Here is a 15,794-nt window from a genome sequence, read left to right on the forward strand (position 1 = left end):
CCGGTGGGAGCGAGCCTGCTCGCGAAAGCGGCCAGTCAGACGACATCGATGCTGAATGTACCGGCCTCTTCGCGAGCAGGCTCGCTCCCACACTGGAAATCGTGGTGTGTCTTCAGAAGACGGACCAGCCAATCCGCGAGCTCAGCAGTTCCAGCGCCGCCATCCCCGCCAGCGAGTTGCCGGCGGCATTCAACTCCGGCGACCACACGCACACGCTGAACTGCCCCGGCACCACCGCAACGATGCCGCCGCCGACCCCGCTCTTGCCCGGCAGGCCGACGCGATAAGCGAAGTTGCCCGCCTCGTCATACAGACCGCTGGTGGCCATGATCGAGTTGACCTGCTGGGTCTGGCGGCGCGTCAGGATCTGCTCGCCGCTGTGCTTGCAGAACCCGTCATTGGCCAGAAAGCAGAACGCCCGGGCAAGATCGATGCAATTCATCCGCAGCGCGCAATGGCTGAAATAGCTGCGCAACACCGCCTCGACATCGTTGTGAAAGTTGCCGAACGATTGCATCAGATAGGCCATCGCCGCATTGCGCGCGCGGTGCTGGTATTCGGAGTCGGCGACCTTGCCGTCGATCATGATCTGCGGATTGCCCGACAGACGCCGGACGAAGTCGCGCATCGACAGTGTCGGCGCGGCGAAGCGCGACTGGTTGATGTCGCAGATCACCAGCGCCCCGGCGTTGATGAACGGGTTACGCGGGCGGCCGCGCTCGAATTCCAGTTGCACCAGCGAGTTGAACGGCTGGCCAGAAGGCTCGTGGCCAAGCCGTTCCCAGATCGCTTCGCCGGAGTGATCGATGGCCTGCACCAGGCTGAACACCTTGGAAATACTCTGCACCGAGAACGGCGTTTCAGCGTCGCCGGCGCAATACATTTCGCCGTCGTTACTGTACACGGCGATGCCCAACTGGTTGGCCGGCACCGTGCCGAGGGCGGGAATATAGTCAGCAACTTTGCCCTGCCCGATCAGGGGCCGGACCGCGTCAAGGATCTCGTTCAACAGCGCTTGCATGCCGGGTTCCGAAAGTCTCGCCCCATGGGATCGCGGGGACACTGGGGCTAGACGCTGCGCCCGCCGGTCGCATCACACCGGCAAGCATCAGGCAGAATGTTCTAGGCTGAAGCGGACCATTAGACACGGGAGAGCACCATGCACCTCGAAGGCTCCTGCCATTGCGGCGAAGTCACGTTCAGCCTCGACAGCGCCCATCCTTATCCCTATCAACGCTGCTATTGCTCGATCTGCCGCAAGACCCAGGGCGGCGGCGGTTATGCGATCAACCTTGGCGGCGACGCGACCACTCTCAAGGTTCGCGGACGCAAAAACATCAGCATCTATCACGCGAAGATGAAAGCTGAAGGCGATAAACGCGCCCATCGCAGCAGCGCCGAGCGCCACTTCTGCTCACTGTGCGGCAGCGGCCTGTGGCTGTTCAGCCCGGAGTGGCCAGAGCTGATTCATCCATTCGCCTCGGCGATCGATACGCCGCTGCCGGTGCCGCCGGAACGCACGCACCTGATGCTTGGCCCGAAAGCGCCGTGGGTTGAGGTCGAGGCGAAGCCGAAGGATCAGCAGTTTGATGAATATCCCGAAGAATCAATCGCCCAGTGGCATGAGCGACTCGGTGTAACTCGCTGAACACCGCGCCCTTCGCGAGCAGGCTCGCTCCCACCTTTGGATTGCGATCACCTGTGGGAGCGAGCCTGCTCGCGAAGGGGCCGGGTCAGGCAATATCAATCAGTCCAGATGCGCCCAGGTCATCCTGAACAACGCCCCGCCCCACACCGATTCGCCAACCTCAACCTGCCCGCCATGGGACTGCGACACCCGCCGCACCAGCGCCAGGCCCAGTCCGAAACCACCGGTGCGCCGATCCCGGCTGGCATCCAGTCGGGAAAACGGTTCGAAGATTTTCTCCCGTCCCTCCAGCGGCACGCCCGGGCCGTCATCACTCACCCGCACTTCATAGTCATCGCCATTGCGCAGCAGCGACACCTCGACACGCTGTTCGGCATAGCGAATGGCATTGCGCAAAAGGTTGATCACCGCCCGCGCCATGAAGCGCGGTTCGATGCTTACCGTGTCGACCTGGCAACCGGCGATCGACAACTGCACCCCCACTGCTTCGGCTTCAAGCGCCACACTGCCGACGACGCTGTCGAGCCAATCGGCTGCGTGAATATTTTCCCGTTTGATCACCGTCGCGCCATGCTCCAGGCTGGCGTAGGTCAGCAATTCCGAGACCATCTCCTCCAGCTCACCAAGGTCGGCATACATGTCGGCGATCAGCTCGCGATTCTGGCTCGCGTCCGGTTGCTGCTTGAGCTGATCGAGCTCAAACGAAAGCCGCGCAATCGGTGTGCGCAATTCGTGGGACACCGCGTTGGTCAGTTCGCGCTGGTTGGCGATCAAGCCCTCGATGCGCGCCGCCATCAGATTGAAGTGCTCGGCCAGATCGCGGATGTTCGAGCGCCGCGACAACTGGATGCGCACCGACAGATCGTTGTCGCCGAAACGCTCGGCGGCCAGCCGCAGCTTTTCCAGGTCGCGCCAGTGTGGACGCACCCAAAAAAACAGAACGATGCCGATCAACACCGCGAGCATCATGTACGCCGCGGTGATGTAGAACGGCATCAGGCTCGGCTCTGGCGGCAGCTTGATGCTGAGCAACTGCGAGCCACCATCGATGTTGCTGATGAACTGCGTGTAATCGTCGCGGATCACCAACAGGTTTCGCGCGAGCTCGGCTTTTTCCTGCGGTGTCAGGGCCAGTTGATCGGCCTCGACCAGACCCAGCGACAGACCGTAGTGCGCACGCAATGAATCGAGTTTCTGTTCACGCTCGGCGCCCTGGCGGCCTTGCAGATGATCGACCAGCGACCACGCCTGACCACGCACGGCTTCACGGTTGTAATCCTGCGTCTGGCTGTCGAGCAACGCATTGAAGGTGTGCTCGACCGCCTGCAAGGCCAGCACCAGACCCACCGTCATCACCAGAAACAGGCCGAGGAACAAGCGCAGCATCTACAGCTCCCACGCGAACGGATTGAACAGATAGCCCTTGCCCCACACGGTCTTGATGCACACCGGCTCGCGAGGGTTGTCCTTGAGTTTGTTGCGCAATTTGCTGATGTAGACGTCGACGCTACGGTTGAGGCCGTCGAAGGCAATGCCGCGCATGCGATTGAGAATGTCATCGCGGGAAAGAATCTTGCCCGCCGCGCTGGCGAGCAACCAGAGCAATTCGAACTCCATGGTGGTCAGCTCGATCAGCTCACCCGTCAGGCGCACTTCACGGCAACTGCGGTCGATGCTCAATTGCCCGAACTCGAGAAAACTCACCACGCTGCTGTCCGGCGTCTGCCGCCGTTGCAACGCCCGCAGCCGCGCGAGCAATACCGGCGGTTTGATCGGTTTGATCACGTAATCGTCAGCGCCGGACTCCAGACCGAGAATGTGATCAAGATCGTCTTCCTTGGCCGTGAGGATCACGATCGGCGTGTCCGAGACACTGCGAATTTCCCGGCAGACCTGCAAACCGCTCTGCCCCGGCAACATCAGGTCGAGCACCAGCACTTTCGGCTTGAATTCCAGGAACGCAGCCATGGCCAGATCACCGCGATATACCGTGCGCACCTCGTAGCCGTGTTGTTCTAAAAAGTGTGCGATCAATGCGGCGAGACGCTCATCGTCTTCGACCAGCAGAACTTTGCCGAAACCCAGGTTATCCATAACAACCGTTGCCAAGCCAAACGTGGAAGGGCCGATATTATGCTGGCATTCATCGAACAGGCGATGACGGCAGACAGCAAAAACCGGCCACTCGGGCCGGTTTTCGGTGATGTTTCATACTCTTAAGAGTTTTTAACAAATTCAGGCGGGCACACCGCTGTGGAAGCGGAATTCCTCGTCCGGCGATTCGATCAGCTCCTGCTCGGCCGCACGGACGCGCTCGATCACCTGCGCGACATCCTTGGCATCACCATACTGATAGGCCAGTTTCAGATAACCCTGAAAGTGCCGCGCCTCGCTTTTCAGCAAACCGAAATAGAACTTGCCCAGTTCTTCATCCAGATGCGGCACCAATGCTTCAAAGCGTTCGCAACTGCGCGCTTCGATGAAAGCGCCAACCACCAGCGTATCCACCAGTTTCACCGGTTCGTGGCTGCGCACCACCTTGCGCAGGCCCGAGGCGTAGCGGCCGGCGTGCAGCTGACGCAGCTCGATCTTGCGCCGCTTCATGATGCGCATGACTTGCTCGTGGTGCACCAGTTCTTCCCGGGCCAGGCGCGACATCATGTTGATCAGGTCGACGTGGGCGTGGTACTTGGCAATCAGGCTCAGCGCCGTGCTGGCAGCCTTGAACTCGCAGTTCTTGTGGTCGATCAGCAGGGTTTCCTGGTCGGCCAGTGCCGCCTGGACCCAGGCGTCGGGCGTGCGGCAGCCAAGGAATTCGTGGATTTCGGGAAGGATCATGGGGCTCACGGTAAAAGGTGTTCGAGCGAAGGGCGCCGATTATACCGGCCTGCCCGCAGACCACCAGCGGCGGCTGTTGATATGCATCAAGTCGCAGACGTTCGGGTAGCAACTATAGTTGTGCAACGCCGTGCCATTTCTTTGCTGGAGACTCCGCTCATGCAAGCCATTCGCAGCATTCTGGTGGTCATCGAACCTGAACATGCAGAAAGCCTGGCGCTCAAGCGCGCCAAGCTGATCGCCGGTGTCACCCAGGCCCATCTGCATCTGCTGGTGTGTGACAAGAAGCATGACCACGCCGGCCTGCTCAGCGTGCTCAAGGCTGCATTGCTCGCCGAAGGATACAGCGTGACCACCGAACAGGCGTGGAACGAGAGCCTGCACGAAACCATCATCGATGTGCAGCAGGCCGAGGGATGCGGCCTGGTGATCAAACAGCATTTTCCCGACAGCTCGCTGAAAAAGGCCCTGCTGACCCCGGCCGACTGGAAGCTTCTGCGCCACTGCCCTACCCCGGTGCTGCTGGTAAAAACCGCCGGTTCGTGGAAGGACAAAGTGATCCTGGCTGCGGTCGATGTCGGCAATGCCGACGGTGAGCATCGGCATTTGCACAGCACCATCATCGATCACGGCTATGACATCGCCAGTCTGGCCAAAGCGCACCTGCATGTGATTACCGCACATCCGTCGCCGATGCTCTCGGCGGCAGACCCGACGTTTCAGCTGAAATCGACCATAGAAGCCAAATACCGCGAGCAGTGCCGGGCGTTTCAGGCGGAGTTCGATGTCGATGACGAGCACCTGCACGTCGAGGAAGGCCCGGCAGATGTGCTGATCCCGTTCATGGCGCACAAGCTGCAGGCAGCGGTAACGGTAATTGGCACGGTGGCGCGCAGCGGTCTGTCAGGCGCGTTGATCGGCAATACGGCTGAAGCGGTGCTGGATACGCTGGAAAGCGATGTGCTGGTGCTCAAGCCGCAAGAGGTTGAGGATCATCTGGTGGAACTGACGGCAAAACACTGAGGATTGCCATGCCTGACTGGCGCTTTCGCGAGCAGGCTCGCTCCCACATCTGGAATGCATTTCCCTGTGGGAGCGAGCCTGCTCGCGAAGCTTTTGCTGTTCAGGCGCCGAAGGCGTCTTTCAGAAAGCCCGGGGCGATGTAGCGCTGATAATGCGCTTCCGACAGCAGGAAGAATTCCCGATCAATGGCATCGCGCAGTTCCGGCAGGTTCCAGTCGCGGAACTCCGGCAGCAACACCATCCCGTACGCCTCAAGATTAATGATCACCCGCGCGCCCCGGGCAATCAGCTGATAGGCCCAGCAATATTCCGACTGATGCGGTACGAAGCGGATCTTGCGCTGTTCCAGCTGCTCGCGCAGGCGCGCCGGATCGAAGATCTCGACCTTGCTTGCCATCACTTGTGACAGCAATTGCTCCAGACGCAGCCAGACCGCACGCTTTTCCTCCTCGTTGTACCCGTTCCAATGGATCACTTCGTGGTGGAAACGCTTGCAGCCACGGCACACCAGGTCACCGTAAACGGTGGAGCAGAGGCCGACGCAGGGGGTCTTGATGGTCTGATTGGGCATAAATGGGCAGAACACTGAAACGCGGAACAGGCCGGCATGTTAGCCCTTTGTCGGGCATTGATCACCCCTCAAACAGCAAGGTCTCGCCGGCGTCGCAGGTTTGCTCCGGCCGCGCTGATTGCCACGAAAGTCCAATAGAGCGCGACTTACCTTTAAATTTTTTTTGCCGTAGAATCAGCCAGCCTTTTAAGGCGCCAATGTCCGTTAGAAGCTGTTTTCAAAGCGTCACGAGCACAGTCGTTCCTTCAGAGCGGTGTTGGCGAAGGGTTTTTCCAGCGGGGAAAAGCCCAACGCCAACCCTCATCAGCTCCCCGTTCTGCAGGCGTAAAACTTTGAAAGCAGCTTCTGTAAGGAATTGCCGGTAATTCTGGCCGAACGACCCACAACGTCGTGAGGCGCATGAGTACGGCAATTTCGGGATGAGCGTCCCGGACACCCATTTGGGACCACTGATGAGGGTAATAACTGTGCTTGAAGCCTACCGCAAACATATCGAAGAGCGTGCAGCCCTGGGTATCGTTCCCCAGCCGCTTAACGCCGAACAAACAGCAGGCCTGATCGAGCTGCTGAAGAACCCTCCGGCTGGCGAAGAAGCTTTCCTCGTTGACCTGATCACCAATCGCGTACCACCTGGAGTGGACGAAGCCGCTTACGTCAAGGCCGGTTTCCTGTCTGCCCTGGCCAAGGGCGAAGCCACCTCCCCTCTGCTGGACAAGAAACGCGCTGTCGAACTGCTCGGCACCATGCAGGGCGGCTACAACATCGTCACCCTCGTTGAACTGCTGGACGACGCCGAGCTCGCGCCAGTCGCCGCCGAAGAACTCAAGCACACCCTGCTGATGTTCGACGCCTTCCACGACGTCGCTGAAAAAGCCAAGAACGGCAACGTTCACGCCAAGGCCGTGCTGCAATCCTGGGCTGACGGCGAGTGGTTCAAGAAGCGCCCGGTCCTGGCCGACAAGATCAGCCTGCGCGTATTCAAGGTCACCGGCGAAACCAACACCGACGACCTCTCCCCTGCGCCAGACGCCTGGTCGCGTCCTGACATCCCGCTGCACGCCCTGGCCATGCTGAAAATGGCCCGTGACGGCATCGTTCCGGACGAGCAAGGCAAGACCGGCCCGATGAAGCAGATCGAAGAAATGCGCGGCCAGGGCTTCCCGATCGCCTACGTCGGTGACGTGGTCGGTACCGGTTCCTCGCGTAAATCGGCCACCAACTCGGTGCTGTGGTTCTTCGGCGACGACATCCCGTACGTGCCGAACAAGCGCGCTGGCGGTTTCTGCTTCGGCAGCAAGATCGCTCCGATCTTCTACAACACCATGGAAGATGCCGGCGCCCTGCCGATCGAGTTCGACGTGTCGAACATGAACATGGGCGACGTGATCGACCTGTACCCGCACGCTGGCAAAGTCTGCAAGCACGGTACCGACGAAGTCATCACCACTTTCGAAATGAAAACCCCGGTGCTGCTGGACGAAGTCCGTGCCGGCGGTCGTATTCCGCTGATCATCGGCCGTGGTCTGACCGAAAAGGCTCGCGCCGAACTGGGTCTGCCAGCGTTCGATCTGTTCAAGAAGCCGGAAGCTCCGGCTGAAAGCACCAAGGGTTTCACCCTGGCGCAGAAAATGGTCGGCAAGGCCTGCGGTCTGGCAGAAGGCCAGGGCGTGCGTCCTGGCACCTACTGCGAACCGAAGATGACCACCGTGGGTTCTCAGGACACCACCGGTCCAATGACCCGTGACGAACTGAAAGACCTGGCGTGCCTGGGCTTCTCCGCTGATCTGGTGATGCAGTCGTTCTGCCACACCGCGGCCTATCCAAAGCCGATCGACGTGACCACCCACCACACCCTGCCTGACTTCATCATGACCCGCGGCGGCGTCTCCCTGCGTCCGGGCGACGGCATCATCCACTCGTGGCTGAACCGCATGCTGTTGCCGGACACCGTCGGTACCGGTGGTGACTCGCACACCCGTTTCCCGATGGGCATCTCGTTCCCGGCCGGTTCCGGTCTGGTCGCGTTCGCTGCAGCCACTGGTGTAATGCCACTGGACATGCCGGAATCGATCCTGGTGCGCTTCAAGGGCAAGATGAAACCTGGCATCACCCTGCGTGACCTGGTTCATGCCATTCCGTACTTCGCTATCCAGAACGGTCTGCTGACCGTCGAGAAGAAAGGCAAGAAAAACGCCTTCTCCGGCCGCATCCTGGAAATCGAAGGCCTGGAAGGTCTGACCCTGGAGCAGGCGTTCGAACTGTCCGACGCCTCGGCCGAACGTTCGGCTGCCGGTTGCACCATCAAGCTGTCGAAAGAGTCGATCACCGAGTACCTGCAGTCCAACATCACCCTGCTGCGCTGGATGATCGCCGAAGGCTACGGCGATGCGCGTACCCTGGAACGTCGTGCTCAAGCGATGGAAGCCTGGATCGCCAATCCTGAGCTGATGGAAGCCGATGCCGACGCCGAATACGCCGAAGTCATCGAAATCGATCTGGCCGAGATCAACGAGCCTGTGCTCTGCGCGCCGAACGATCCGGACGACGCCCGTCTGCTGTCCAGCGTTGCTGGCGAGAAGATCGACGAAGTGTTCATCGGTTCGTGCATGACCAACATCGGTCACTTCCGCGCTGCCGGTAAACTGCTGGATCAGGTCAAGGGTCAGCTGCCAACCCGTCTGTGGCTGTCGCCGCCGACCAAGATGGACGCTCACCAACTGACCGAAGAAGGCTACTACGGCATCTACGGCAAGGCTGGCGCACGCATGGAAATGCCAGGCTGCTCGCTGTGCATGGGTAACCAGGCACGCGTTGAGCCGAACAGCACCGTGGTCTCCACGTCGACCCGTAACTTCCCGAACCGTCTGGGCGACGGCGCGAACGTCTACCTGGCCTCGGCCGAGCTGGCGTCCGTTGCTTCGATCCTGGGTCGCCTGCCGACCGTCGAGGAGTACATGGAATACGCTGGCAAGATCGACAGCATGGCGGCCGATGTCTACCGCTACCTGTCCTTCGACCAGATCGCCGAGTTCCGTGAAGCTGCTGCGAACGCCAAGATCCCGGTCGTTCAAGCCTAACGCTGCAAGGCAATAAAAAACGCCGCCCATCGTGAGATGAGCGGCGTTTTTTTTGATCGTTCCCACGCTCCGCGTGGGAATGCAGCCCCGGACGCTCTGCGTCCCCAAGCGTGACGCAGAGCGTCACAAGAGGCATTCCCACGCAGAGCGTGGGAACGATCAGTCATTACACAGCCAGCTTGTAAACCAGCGCCGAAATCGCCACCAGCCCGACTGCCGTAACAAATACGTTCGACGCCTGACCGCGATAGCGCGCCATCGCTGGCACTTTGCGAATCGCGTACATCGGCATCAGGAACAGAATCGCCGCAATCACCGGCCCACCGACGGTTTCGATCATGCCCAGGATGCTCGGATCAAGCGTTGCGACGATCCAGCAGATCACCAGCATGAACGCCGCCACGATGCGATCCAGCGCCTTGGCGCCCGGACGTCTGCCGCTCTTGACGATCAGGCCCTTGAGGCCTTCGCTGGCCCCGATGTAATGACCGAGGAACGACTTGGAGATCGCCACAAACGCAATCAACGGCGCCGCAAACTCGATGGTCGGGTTGCTGAAGTGGTTGGCCAGGTACGACAGGATCGAAAGATTCTGCTCTTTCGCCTCAGCCAGTTGCTCTGGCGACAGGGTCAGCACGCAACTGAATACGAAGAACAGCACCAAAATGACCATCAATGCATGAGCGCGCGCGAGGATCTGTGAGCTGCGCTCGTCGGCGTGCACACCGTAACGACGCTTCTGGTCCATCGCGAACGCCGAGATGATCGGCGAATGGTTGAACGAGAACACCATCACCGTAATCGCCAGCCACAGCGTGTGCAGCAGCGCTGACGGCGCCGGCACTTGCGACGCGGTGGCGAGGATGCCGCCATTCCAGTGCGGAATCAGGTACACGCCAAGGAACAGCAGCGCAACGATGAACGGATAGACCATCAGGCTCATGGCTTTGACGATCGCCTGCTCACCGCAACGCACCACGGCCAGCAGGCCGAGAATCAGCACGAACGACAGCAACGCGCGCGGCGGCGGCGTGATGTGCAGTTGGTGTTCGAGGAAACTGGCGACCGTGTTGGTCAGGCCGACGCTGTAGATCAACAGGATCGGGAAGATGGCAAAGAAGTACAGCAGCGTGATCAAGGCACCGGCCTTGATACCGAAATGCTGCTCGACCACTTCGGTAATATCGGCACCTTCGCGACCGGACAGCACAAAACGGGTCAGGCCACGGTGCGCGTAAAACGTCATCGGGAAGGCCAGCAGCGCGAGGATCACCAGCGGCCAGAAGCCCCCCAGCCCTGCGTTGATCGGCAAAAACAGGGTGCCGGCGCCAATGGCCGTCCCAAACAGTCCCAGCATCCAGGTGGTGTCCTGGCGATTCCAGCTCGAAAGTTCAGCGGGTGCTGCTGCGTCGAAGCGCTTTTCGAGGCTATTGGCCTGATCATTCATCCGGTCGGATCTCCGCATTCCGGTCACTTGCCACTCGGTCAGGACGCGTCGGAAAAAACCGACAGACATGCTCCGGCCGAAACAGGGGCGCGATTCTCCGTGATAAATCAATGCAAGCAAAGACTTAGCTGAGGAATGGTTGTGCGGAGCAGACCGATGGGGAGTCGTTTTCGGAATGCTTTTTGCCGTTTCCAGCTACGCTGCATGTCGTTTTCTGGCAGTTTTTCCGGCACCGTGCGCAGCCGGAACGATCAGATCAATCGAGCGACCAGAAAGCCAAACGACATGCAAAGCAAGGCAAGACTCAGCAATGCGAGGATCGGAACGATGTCGCCTCGCTGCTTGAGGCGTAACCTTTCTACGTACTCGTCGTGCTCTCGATCGGAACGGTCAATCATGGCTTGGCGGTCGAACGTACTCATGGTGATTTCCTTTTTCGCGGGTAACGGGTTGGATAGAGCGAAACGCGCACATTCATAACTTGAGCGAAAGGCCGATCAAGGCCGCTGTCGCGGTCAACATTCCGGCCACTACCGCAACCGGGTAGAAATAGGTTTCCCATTTCATCTTTTTTTCTTCCGCCACAAGTTTTTTCCTCTCGGCCACAAGCTTGCGTATTTCATTCATCAGCTTGTCCAGTTCGAGGTTTTCCCGGTCGTTTTGAAGCATTCGCCTTCCCTGGCTGGTGGCAGCTATCGCGCAAGCTGCTCTGAGGCGTGATGATTTCGCATCCATACGGATGCTGACCAGCAGACGCATCTGCCATTCCCGTAGGCAAAATCCGCGAGTCACGTAAGCCGCCTCATACACGGAATTTGCAATATTCCAGACCAATTACCTGCCAGAACCCTGACCTTGATCTAGCGTGTGAGAAGCCATAACCCAAGGAGCCCCCATGCCACTGGTCCGCGTCGACATCCAGCAAAATCCCGATCCCACTTTTGCCAGGCGCATCGGCGAACAGATCTACGCCGCCCTGCGCAGCTGTATCGATGTGCCCGAGCACGACAACTTCCAGATTCTCAACGAACATGACGCCCAGCATTTCGTTTATGACCCGCAATACCTCGGCATCCAGCGCAGCGACGGCGTGGTGTTCATCCAGATCACCATCAGCGAAGGGCGCAGCGTGGAAAAGAAACAATTGCTGTTCAAAACCATTGCCGAGAGCCTGCATGCGCAACTGGGTATTCGCCTGGAGGATGTGTTCATCAATCTGCTGGAGGTAAAGAAAGAGAACTGGTCGTTCGGTAATGGTGTTGCGCAATACGTCAGCTGATGGGTCGTGCGCCATGCCTGCGTACTTGCTTGTTCCACGAACCCGTCCAGAATCAAAGCACCACTGCGTGAATGCAACGATTGCCAAGCCGCTGCGGATTCAGCACTCTGACTCGACTTTCGCGACCCACCCGCCGCCAATCACAGGAGCCGCGCAATGCCCGCAACCGTTCTGGTACTGGTTGAAACGATCAATGACTATCTGCCGATTCTTGAGCATCAGGGATTCCACCTGATCCTTGCACCAACGCCAGCCGAACGCGCGCAAGCCATCGCCACCCATGGCAGTCGCGTCGACGCCGTGCTGACTCGTGGCCCGCTGGGCCTGACTGCGCAAGAGATCAGCGCCCTGCCCGCCCTGAAAATCATCACGGTGATCGGCGCCGGTTATGAACAGGTCGATCTGCAAGCAGCCAGTGACCGCGGGATCACCGTCACCAATGGCGCCGGAGTCAATGCCTCGTCAGTGGCCGATCATGCGATGGCATTGCTGCTGGCATTGGTCCGCGACATCCCGCGCTGCGATGCCGCCGTGCGCCGCGGTGAATGGCCGAAAATCATGCGCCCGTCGCTGGCCGGCAAGCGTCTGGGCATCCTCGGGCTGGGCGCCGTGGGCATGGCGATTGCCAAGCGTGCGGAGCTGGGTTTCGACATGCAGATCAGCTACCACAACCGCCAGGTGCGCAGCGACGTCGCTTATGCGTTCTGCTCGACACCGACCGATCTGGCGCGAGCTTCGGACTTTCTGGTCGTTGCCACGCCTGGTGGCATTGCTACTCAACATCTGGTGACGCGAGCCGTGCTCGATGCCCTCGGCCCCAAGGGATTTATCGTCAACATCGCCCGCGCCAGCGTTATCGCAACGGCAGACCTGATCACTGCACTCGAACAACGTCGTATCGCCGGCGCAGCGCTGGACGTGTTCGATCACGAACCGGAAGTGCCTGATGCCCTGAAACACCTCAGCAACGTTGTGCTGACCCCACACGTCGCCGGGCTTTCCCCTGAAGCCACGCAAGGCACTGTCGAACTGGTCGGCAAAAACCTGATGGCGTTTTTCTCCGGGCAACCGGTGCTGACGCCTGTCGCCCTGCCACCGAAACTGAGCAACCAGCGCGTGCATTAAGGCGCGCAGGATCCTCGGTCTGCGCCGCTGCTCGCCCCATTCTCAAAGTTGATTATCCAGCAACACGCTAACCTATAAGACCGACCCGCGCTTGTGAGCACCCGAGCGCGCCATTAGATTAGCCAATGATGTCTGGCCTCCAAAATAAGCAGAAGGGATAAGCATGGCGCTTACTGACCAGTCCACCCGGATCCGCGCGGGCGAAGAACTCGATGCCAGCCTGATCGATCCGTACCTCAAGGCGCACATTCCCGGCCTGACCGGCACGCCGCAGATCAGCCAGTTTCCCGGCGGCGCGTCGAACCTGACCTACCTGCTGGAATACCCGGAGCAGGAATTCGTTCTGCGCCGCCCGCCGTTCGGCCACAAGGCCAAATCCGCCCACGACATGGGCCGTGAGTTCCGCATTCTCAACCAACTGCGCGACGGCTTTCCGTATTGCCCGAAGGCCTACGTCCATTGCACTGACGAGGCCGTCATCGGCGCCGAGTTCTATGTGATGGAACGGGTCAAAGGCATCATCCTGCGCGCCGAACTGCCGCCGGAACTGGGCCTTGATTCGGCGAAAACCGAAGCGCTGTGCAAAAGCTTCATCGACCGCTTCGTCGAACTGCATCGGGTCGATTACAACGCCTGCGGCCTCGGCGATCTGGGCAAGCCCGAAGGCTACGTCGCGCGGCAGATCAGGGGCTGGAGCGAGCGCTACGAAAAAGCCCTGACCCCGGACGCGCCGCACTGGGAAGCAGTCAAAGCCTGGCTCAACGACAAGATGCCGGCCGACCACCCGACCTCAAGCATCGTCCACAACGACTACCGCTTCGACAACGTCATCCTCGACCCGGCCAATCCGATGCAGATCATCGGCGTGCTCGACTGGGAACTGACCACCCTCGGCGACCCGCTGATGGACCTGGGCAACACCCTCGCCTACTGGATCGAAGCCGGTGACCCGGCACCGGTGCAACTGATGCGCCGCCAGCCAAGCCACGCACCGGGCATGCTGACCCGCCGCGAATTCGTCGACTACTACGCCGAGCGCTCGGGCATCCGCATCGACAATTTCGACTTCTACTACACCTACGGCCTGTTCCGCCTGGCCGGCATCGTGCAGCAGATCTACTACCGCTTCTACCATGGCCAGACGCAGGACAAACGCTTCGCGCAGTTCATTCACATGAACAAACTGCTGGAGCAGATGAGCCTGCAGGTCATCCAGAAATCCAGCCTCTGATCCGGGCCAATAACAAGACTTCCAACAAGGGAAACCCATGTCCAAGACTCAGTTGTTCGACCTCGACGGCAAAATCGCTTTCGTCTCCGGTGCCAGCCGTGGCATCGGTGAAGCCATCGCCAAACTGCTGGCCCAGCAAGGCGCCCATGTGATCGTCTCGAGCCGCAAGCTCGAAGGCTGCCAACACGTCGCCGACGCCATCACCGCCGCCGGCGGCAAGGCAACAGCCGTGGCCTGCCACATCGGTGAGATGGAGCAGATCAGCCAGGTCTTCGCCGGGATCAAGGAACAATTCGGCCGCCTCGACATCCTCGTCAACAACGCCGCAACCAACCCGCAATTCTGCAACGTACTCGACACCGATCTGGGCGCGTTCCAGAAGACCGTCGATGTAAACATTCGCGGTTACTTCTTCATGTCGGTCGAAGCCGGCAAGCTGATGCGCGAAAACGGTGGCGGCAGCATCATCAACGTCGCCTCGATCAACGGCATCTCGCCGGGTATCTTCCAGGGCATTTACTCGGTGACCAAAGCGGCGGTCATCAACATGACCAAAGTCTTCGCCAAGGAATGCGCGCAATTCGGCATCCGCTGCAACGCCCTGCTCCCCGGCCTGACCGACACCAAATTCGCCTCGGCGCTGGTCAAGAACGATGCGATTCTGAAACAGGCACTGACCCAGATCCCGCTCAAACGCGTAGCCGACCCAAGCGAAATGGCCGGCGCGGTGTTGTACCTGGCCAGCGATGCGTCGAGCTACACCACTGGTGTGGCGCTGAATGTGGATGGCGGGTTCCTGTCCTGATTTCCAGGGCAAATTGCTAACCCGTGTGGGAGCGAGCCTGCTCGCGAAAGCGTTGGGTCAGTCAGCTGTGTTTTGACTGATACCACGCCTTCGCGAGCAGGCTCGCTCCCACAGGGTCACTGCTGGGTTCCAAGCCTCGTGCAATCGAGGAATCGCGAGTGTTATTGGGTTATGCAACGGGTAGTGGTGATGTGGCGAGTTACCTGCCCATCGACATACATATCTCCGGCAACCTCAGTATTCTCCAGCACCTCACACCGACGTTCCGGCGGTGGCGGCGGCGCGACAGGCGCAGGCGGTGGAGGACTGGAACAACCGGCCAACAGCACAGCAAGAAAAGCCAACGGCAATACGCGTTTCCCAGGATTATTCATAGGACGACCCGCGGTAAAGGGAGACAAACTCCCGCAACCCAACCGGCCGCGGAAGACCTGACCACTCATTCTTTATAGCTGAGCGCCTTGTTAGCGCCAGTGGATTGGGGAGATTGGCTGGGATTGGCTGTCGGTTTTGCGGGGATTTTCCGGCAGAGGGCTGGATTGAGATCATCGTTGTCGGCGAGGGCCTCATCGCGAGCAGGCTCGCTCCCACAGAAAAGCAAAATCAAATAAGCAAGCCACCCCACCACCCAACACGATGAGCGTTAGCTCGAGTACCGCTTTTGATCTTGATTCACAGGCGACGTCGGAAGGCTGAGTGGAGGGATTGATCCGGGCGTGGGAGTGCAGCGACCGTACGACGCAGTCGTAC

Annotated in this window: 15 protein-coding genes; 7 read left to right on the top strand and 8 right to left on the bottom strand. The window is 59.8% G+C overall.

All coding sequences use genetic code 11. From position 1 onward, the window contains the following. Nucleotides 1-112 precede the first annotated feature (112 nt). On the bottom strand, nucleotides 113-1,021 hold the full coding sequence (glsB, locus tag J5M66_RS16410; RefSeq protein ID WP_024013269.1) for a glutaminase B: 909 nt from the start codon (nucleotides 1,019-1,021) through the stop codon (nucleotides 113-115). 138 nt (nucleotides 1,022-1,159) lie between these two features. Between glsB and J5M66_RS16415 the strand changes: the two genes are divergently transcribed. After that, nucleotides 1,160-1,648, top strand: coding sequence for a GFA family protein (locus tag J5M66_RS16415; protein WP_207808554.1), 489 nt, complete (start codon nucleotides 1,160-1,162; stop codon nucleotides 1,646-1,648). 99 nt (nucleotides 1,649-1,747) lie between these two features. On the opposite strand, the gene J5M66_RS16420 is transcribed toward J5M66_RS16415, so the two are convergent. The 3 genes from J5M66_RS16420 to miaE form a co-directional block, all read right to left on the bottom strand. Next, nucleotides 1,748-3,034, bottom strand: coding sequence for an ATP-binding protein (locus J5M66_RS16420; protein ID WP_130927227.1), 1,287 nt, complete (start codon nucleotides 3,032-3,034; stop codon nucleotides 1,748-1,750). Beyond that, nucleotides 3,035-3,742: a response regulator gene (locus tag J5M66_RS16425; RefSeq protein WP_207808552.1), complete on the bottom strand. Its 708-nt coding sequence runs from the start codon at nucleotides 3,740-3,742 to the stop codon at nucleotides 3,035-3,037. It abuts the gene before it with no gap. A gap of 141 nt (nucleotides 3,743-3,883) precedes the next feature. Then, nucleotides 3,884-4,486, bottom strand: coding sequence for a tRNA isopentenyl-2-thiomethyl-A-37 hydroxylase MiaE (gene miaE / locus J5M66_RS16430; protein WP_016775115.1), 603 nt, complete (start codon nucleotides 4,484-4,486; stop codon nucleotides 3,884-3,886). 159 nt (nucleotides 4,487-4,645) lie between these two features. Between miaE and J5M66_RS16435 the strand changes: the two genes are divergently transcribed. Beyond that, complete coding sequence (locus J5M66_RS16435; protein ID WP_016775117.1) at nucleotides 4,646-5,509, top strand: universal stress protein; 864 nt, start codon at nucleotides 4,646-4,648, stop codon at nucleotides 5,507-5,509. A 100-nt stretch (nucleotides 5,510-5,609) separates the two neighbouring features. Here J5M66_RS16435 and J5M66_RS16440 read toward each other — a convergent pair whose 3' ends face one another. Continuing rightward, complete coding sequence (locus J5M66_RS16440; RefSeq protein WP_024013275.1) at nucleotides 5,610-6,080, bottom strand: DUF1289 domain-containing protein; 471 nt, start codon at nucleotides 6,078-6,080, stop codon at nucleotides 5,610-5,612. A 467-nt stretch (nucleotides 6,081-6,547) separates the two neighbouring features. Here J5M66_RS16440 and acnB point away from each other — a divergent pair, with 467 nt between their 5' ends. Then, entirely contained in the window at nucleotides 6,548-9,157 is a 2,610-nt protein-coding gene (gene acnB, locus J5M66_RS16445; protein WP_207808674.1) for a bifunctional aconitate hydratase 2/2-methylisocitrate dehydratase, read from the top strand. A gap of 166 nt (nucleotides 9,158-9,323) precedes the next feature. Here the strand turns inward: acnB and J5M66_RS16450 are convergent, their stop codons facing one another. The 3 genes from J5M66_RS16450 to J5M66_RS16460 all read right to left on the bottom strand — a co-directional run bounded on the left by J5M66_RS16450 (nucleotide 9,324) and on the right by J5M66_RS16460 (nucleotide 11,273). Beyond that, entirely contained in the window at nucleotides 9,324-10,604 is a 1,281-nt protein-coding gene (locus tag J5M66_RS16450) for an HAAAP family serine/threonine permease (RefSeq protein ID WP_206421988.1), read from the bottom strand. 251 nt (nucleotides 10,605-10,855) lie between these two features. Then, nucleotides 10,856-11,026: a hypothetical protein gene (locus tag J5M66_RS16455; protein WP_016775119.1), complete on the bottom strand. Its 171-nt coding sequence runs from the start codon at nucleotides 11,024-11,026 to the stop codon at nucleotides 10,856-10,858. Nucleotides 11,027-11,078: 52 nt separating this feature from the next. Continuing rightward, complete coding sequence (locus J5M66_RS16460) at nucleotides 11,079-11,273, bottom strand: hypothetical protein (RefSeq protein ID WP_016775120.1); 195 nt, start codon at nucleotides 11,271-11,273, stop codon at nucleotides 11,079-11,081. A gap of 226 nt (nucleotides 11,274-11,499) precedes the next feature. On the opposite strand from J5M66_RS16460, the gene J5M66_RS16465 reads away from it, so the two are divergent. The 4 genes from J5M66_RS16465 (at nucleotide 11,500) to J5M66_RS16480 (ending at nucleotide 15,044) form a co-directional block, all read left to right on the top strand. Next, complete coding sequence (locus J5M66_RS16465) at nucleotides 11,500-11,883, top strand: tautomerase family protein (RefSeq protein WP_123442224.1); 384 nt, start codon at nucleotides 11,500-11,502, stop codon at nucleotides 11,881-11,883. A gap of 156 nt (nucleotides 11,884-12,039) precedes the next feature. Continuing rightward, complete coding sequence (locus tag J5M66_RS16470; RefSeq protein ID WP_125926941.1) at nucleotides 12,040-13,008, top strand: 2-hydroxyacid dehydrogenase; 969 nt, start codon at nucleotides 12,040-12,042, stop codon at nucleotides 13,006-13,008. A gap of 163 nt (nucleotides 13,009-13,171) precedes the next feature. After that, nucleotides 13,172-14,239 carry a phosphotransferase family protein gene (locus J5M66_RS16475; RefSeq protein ID WP_206421987.1) on the top strand — a complete coding sequence of 356 codons (1,068 nt, stop codon included), beginning with the start codon at nucleotides 13,172-13,174 and terminating at the stop codon, nucleotides 14,237-14,239. Between the two features lie 37 nt (nucleotides 14,240-14,276). Then, on the top strand, nucleotides 14,277-15,044 hold the full coding sequence (locus tag J5M66_RS16480) for an SDR family oxidoreductase (protein WP_024013283.1): 768 nt from the start codon (nucleotides 14,277-14,279) through the stop codon (nucleotides 15,042-15,044). The last annotated feature ends 750 nt before the right edge of the window (nucleotides 15,045-15,794 follow it).

The sequence above is a fragment of the Pseudomonas sp. 67(2021) genome, assembly GCF_017491835.1.
GTDB lineage: Bacteria > Pseudomonadota > Gammaproteobacteria > Pseudomonadales > Pseudomonadaceae > Aquipseudomonas > Aquipseudomonas atacamensis.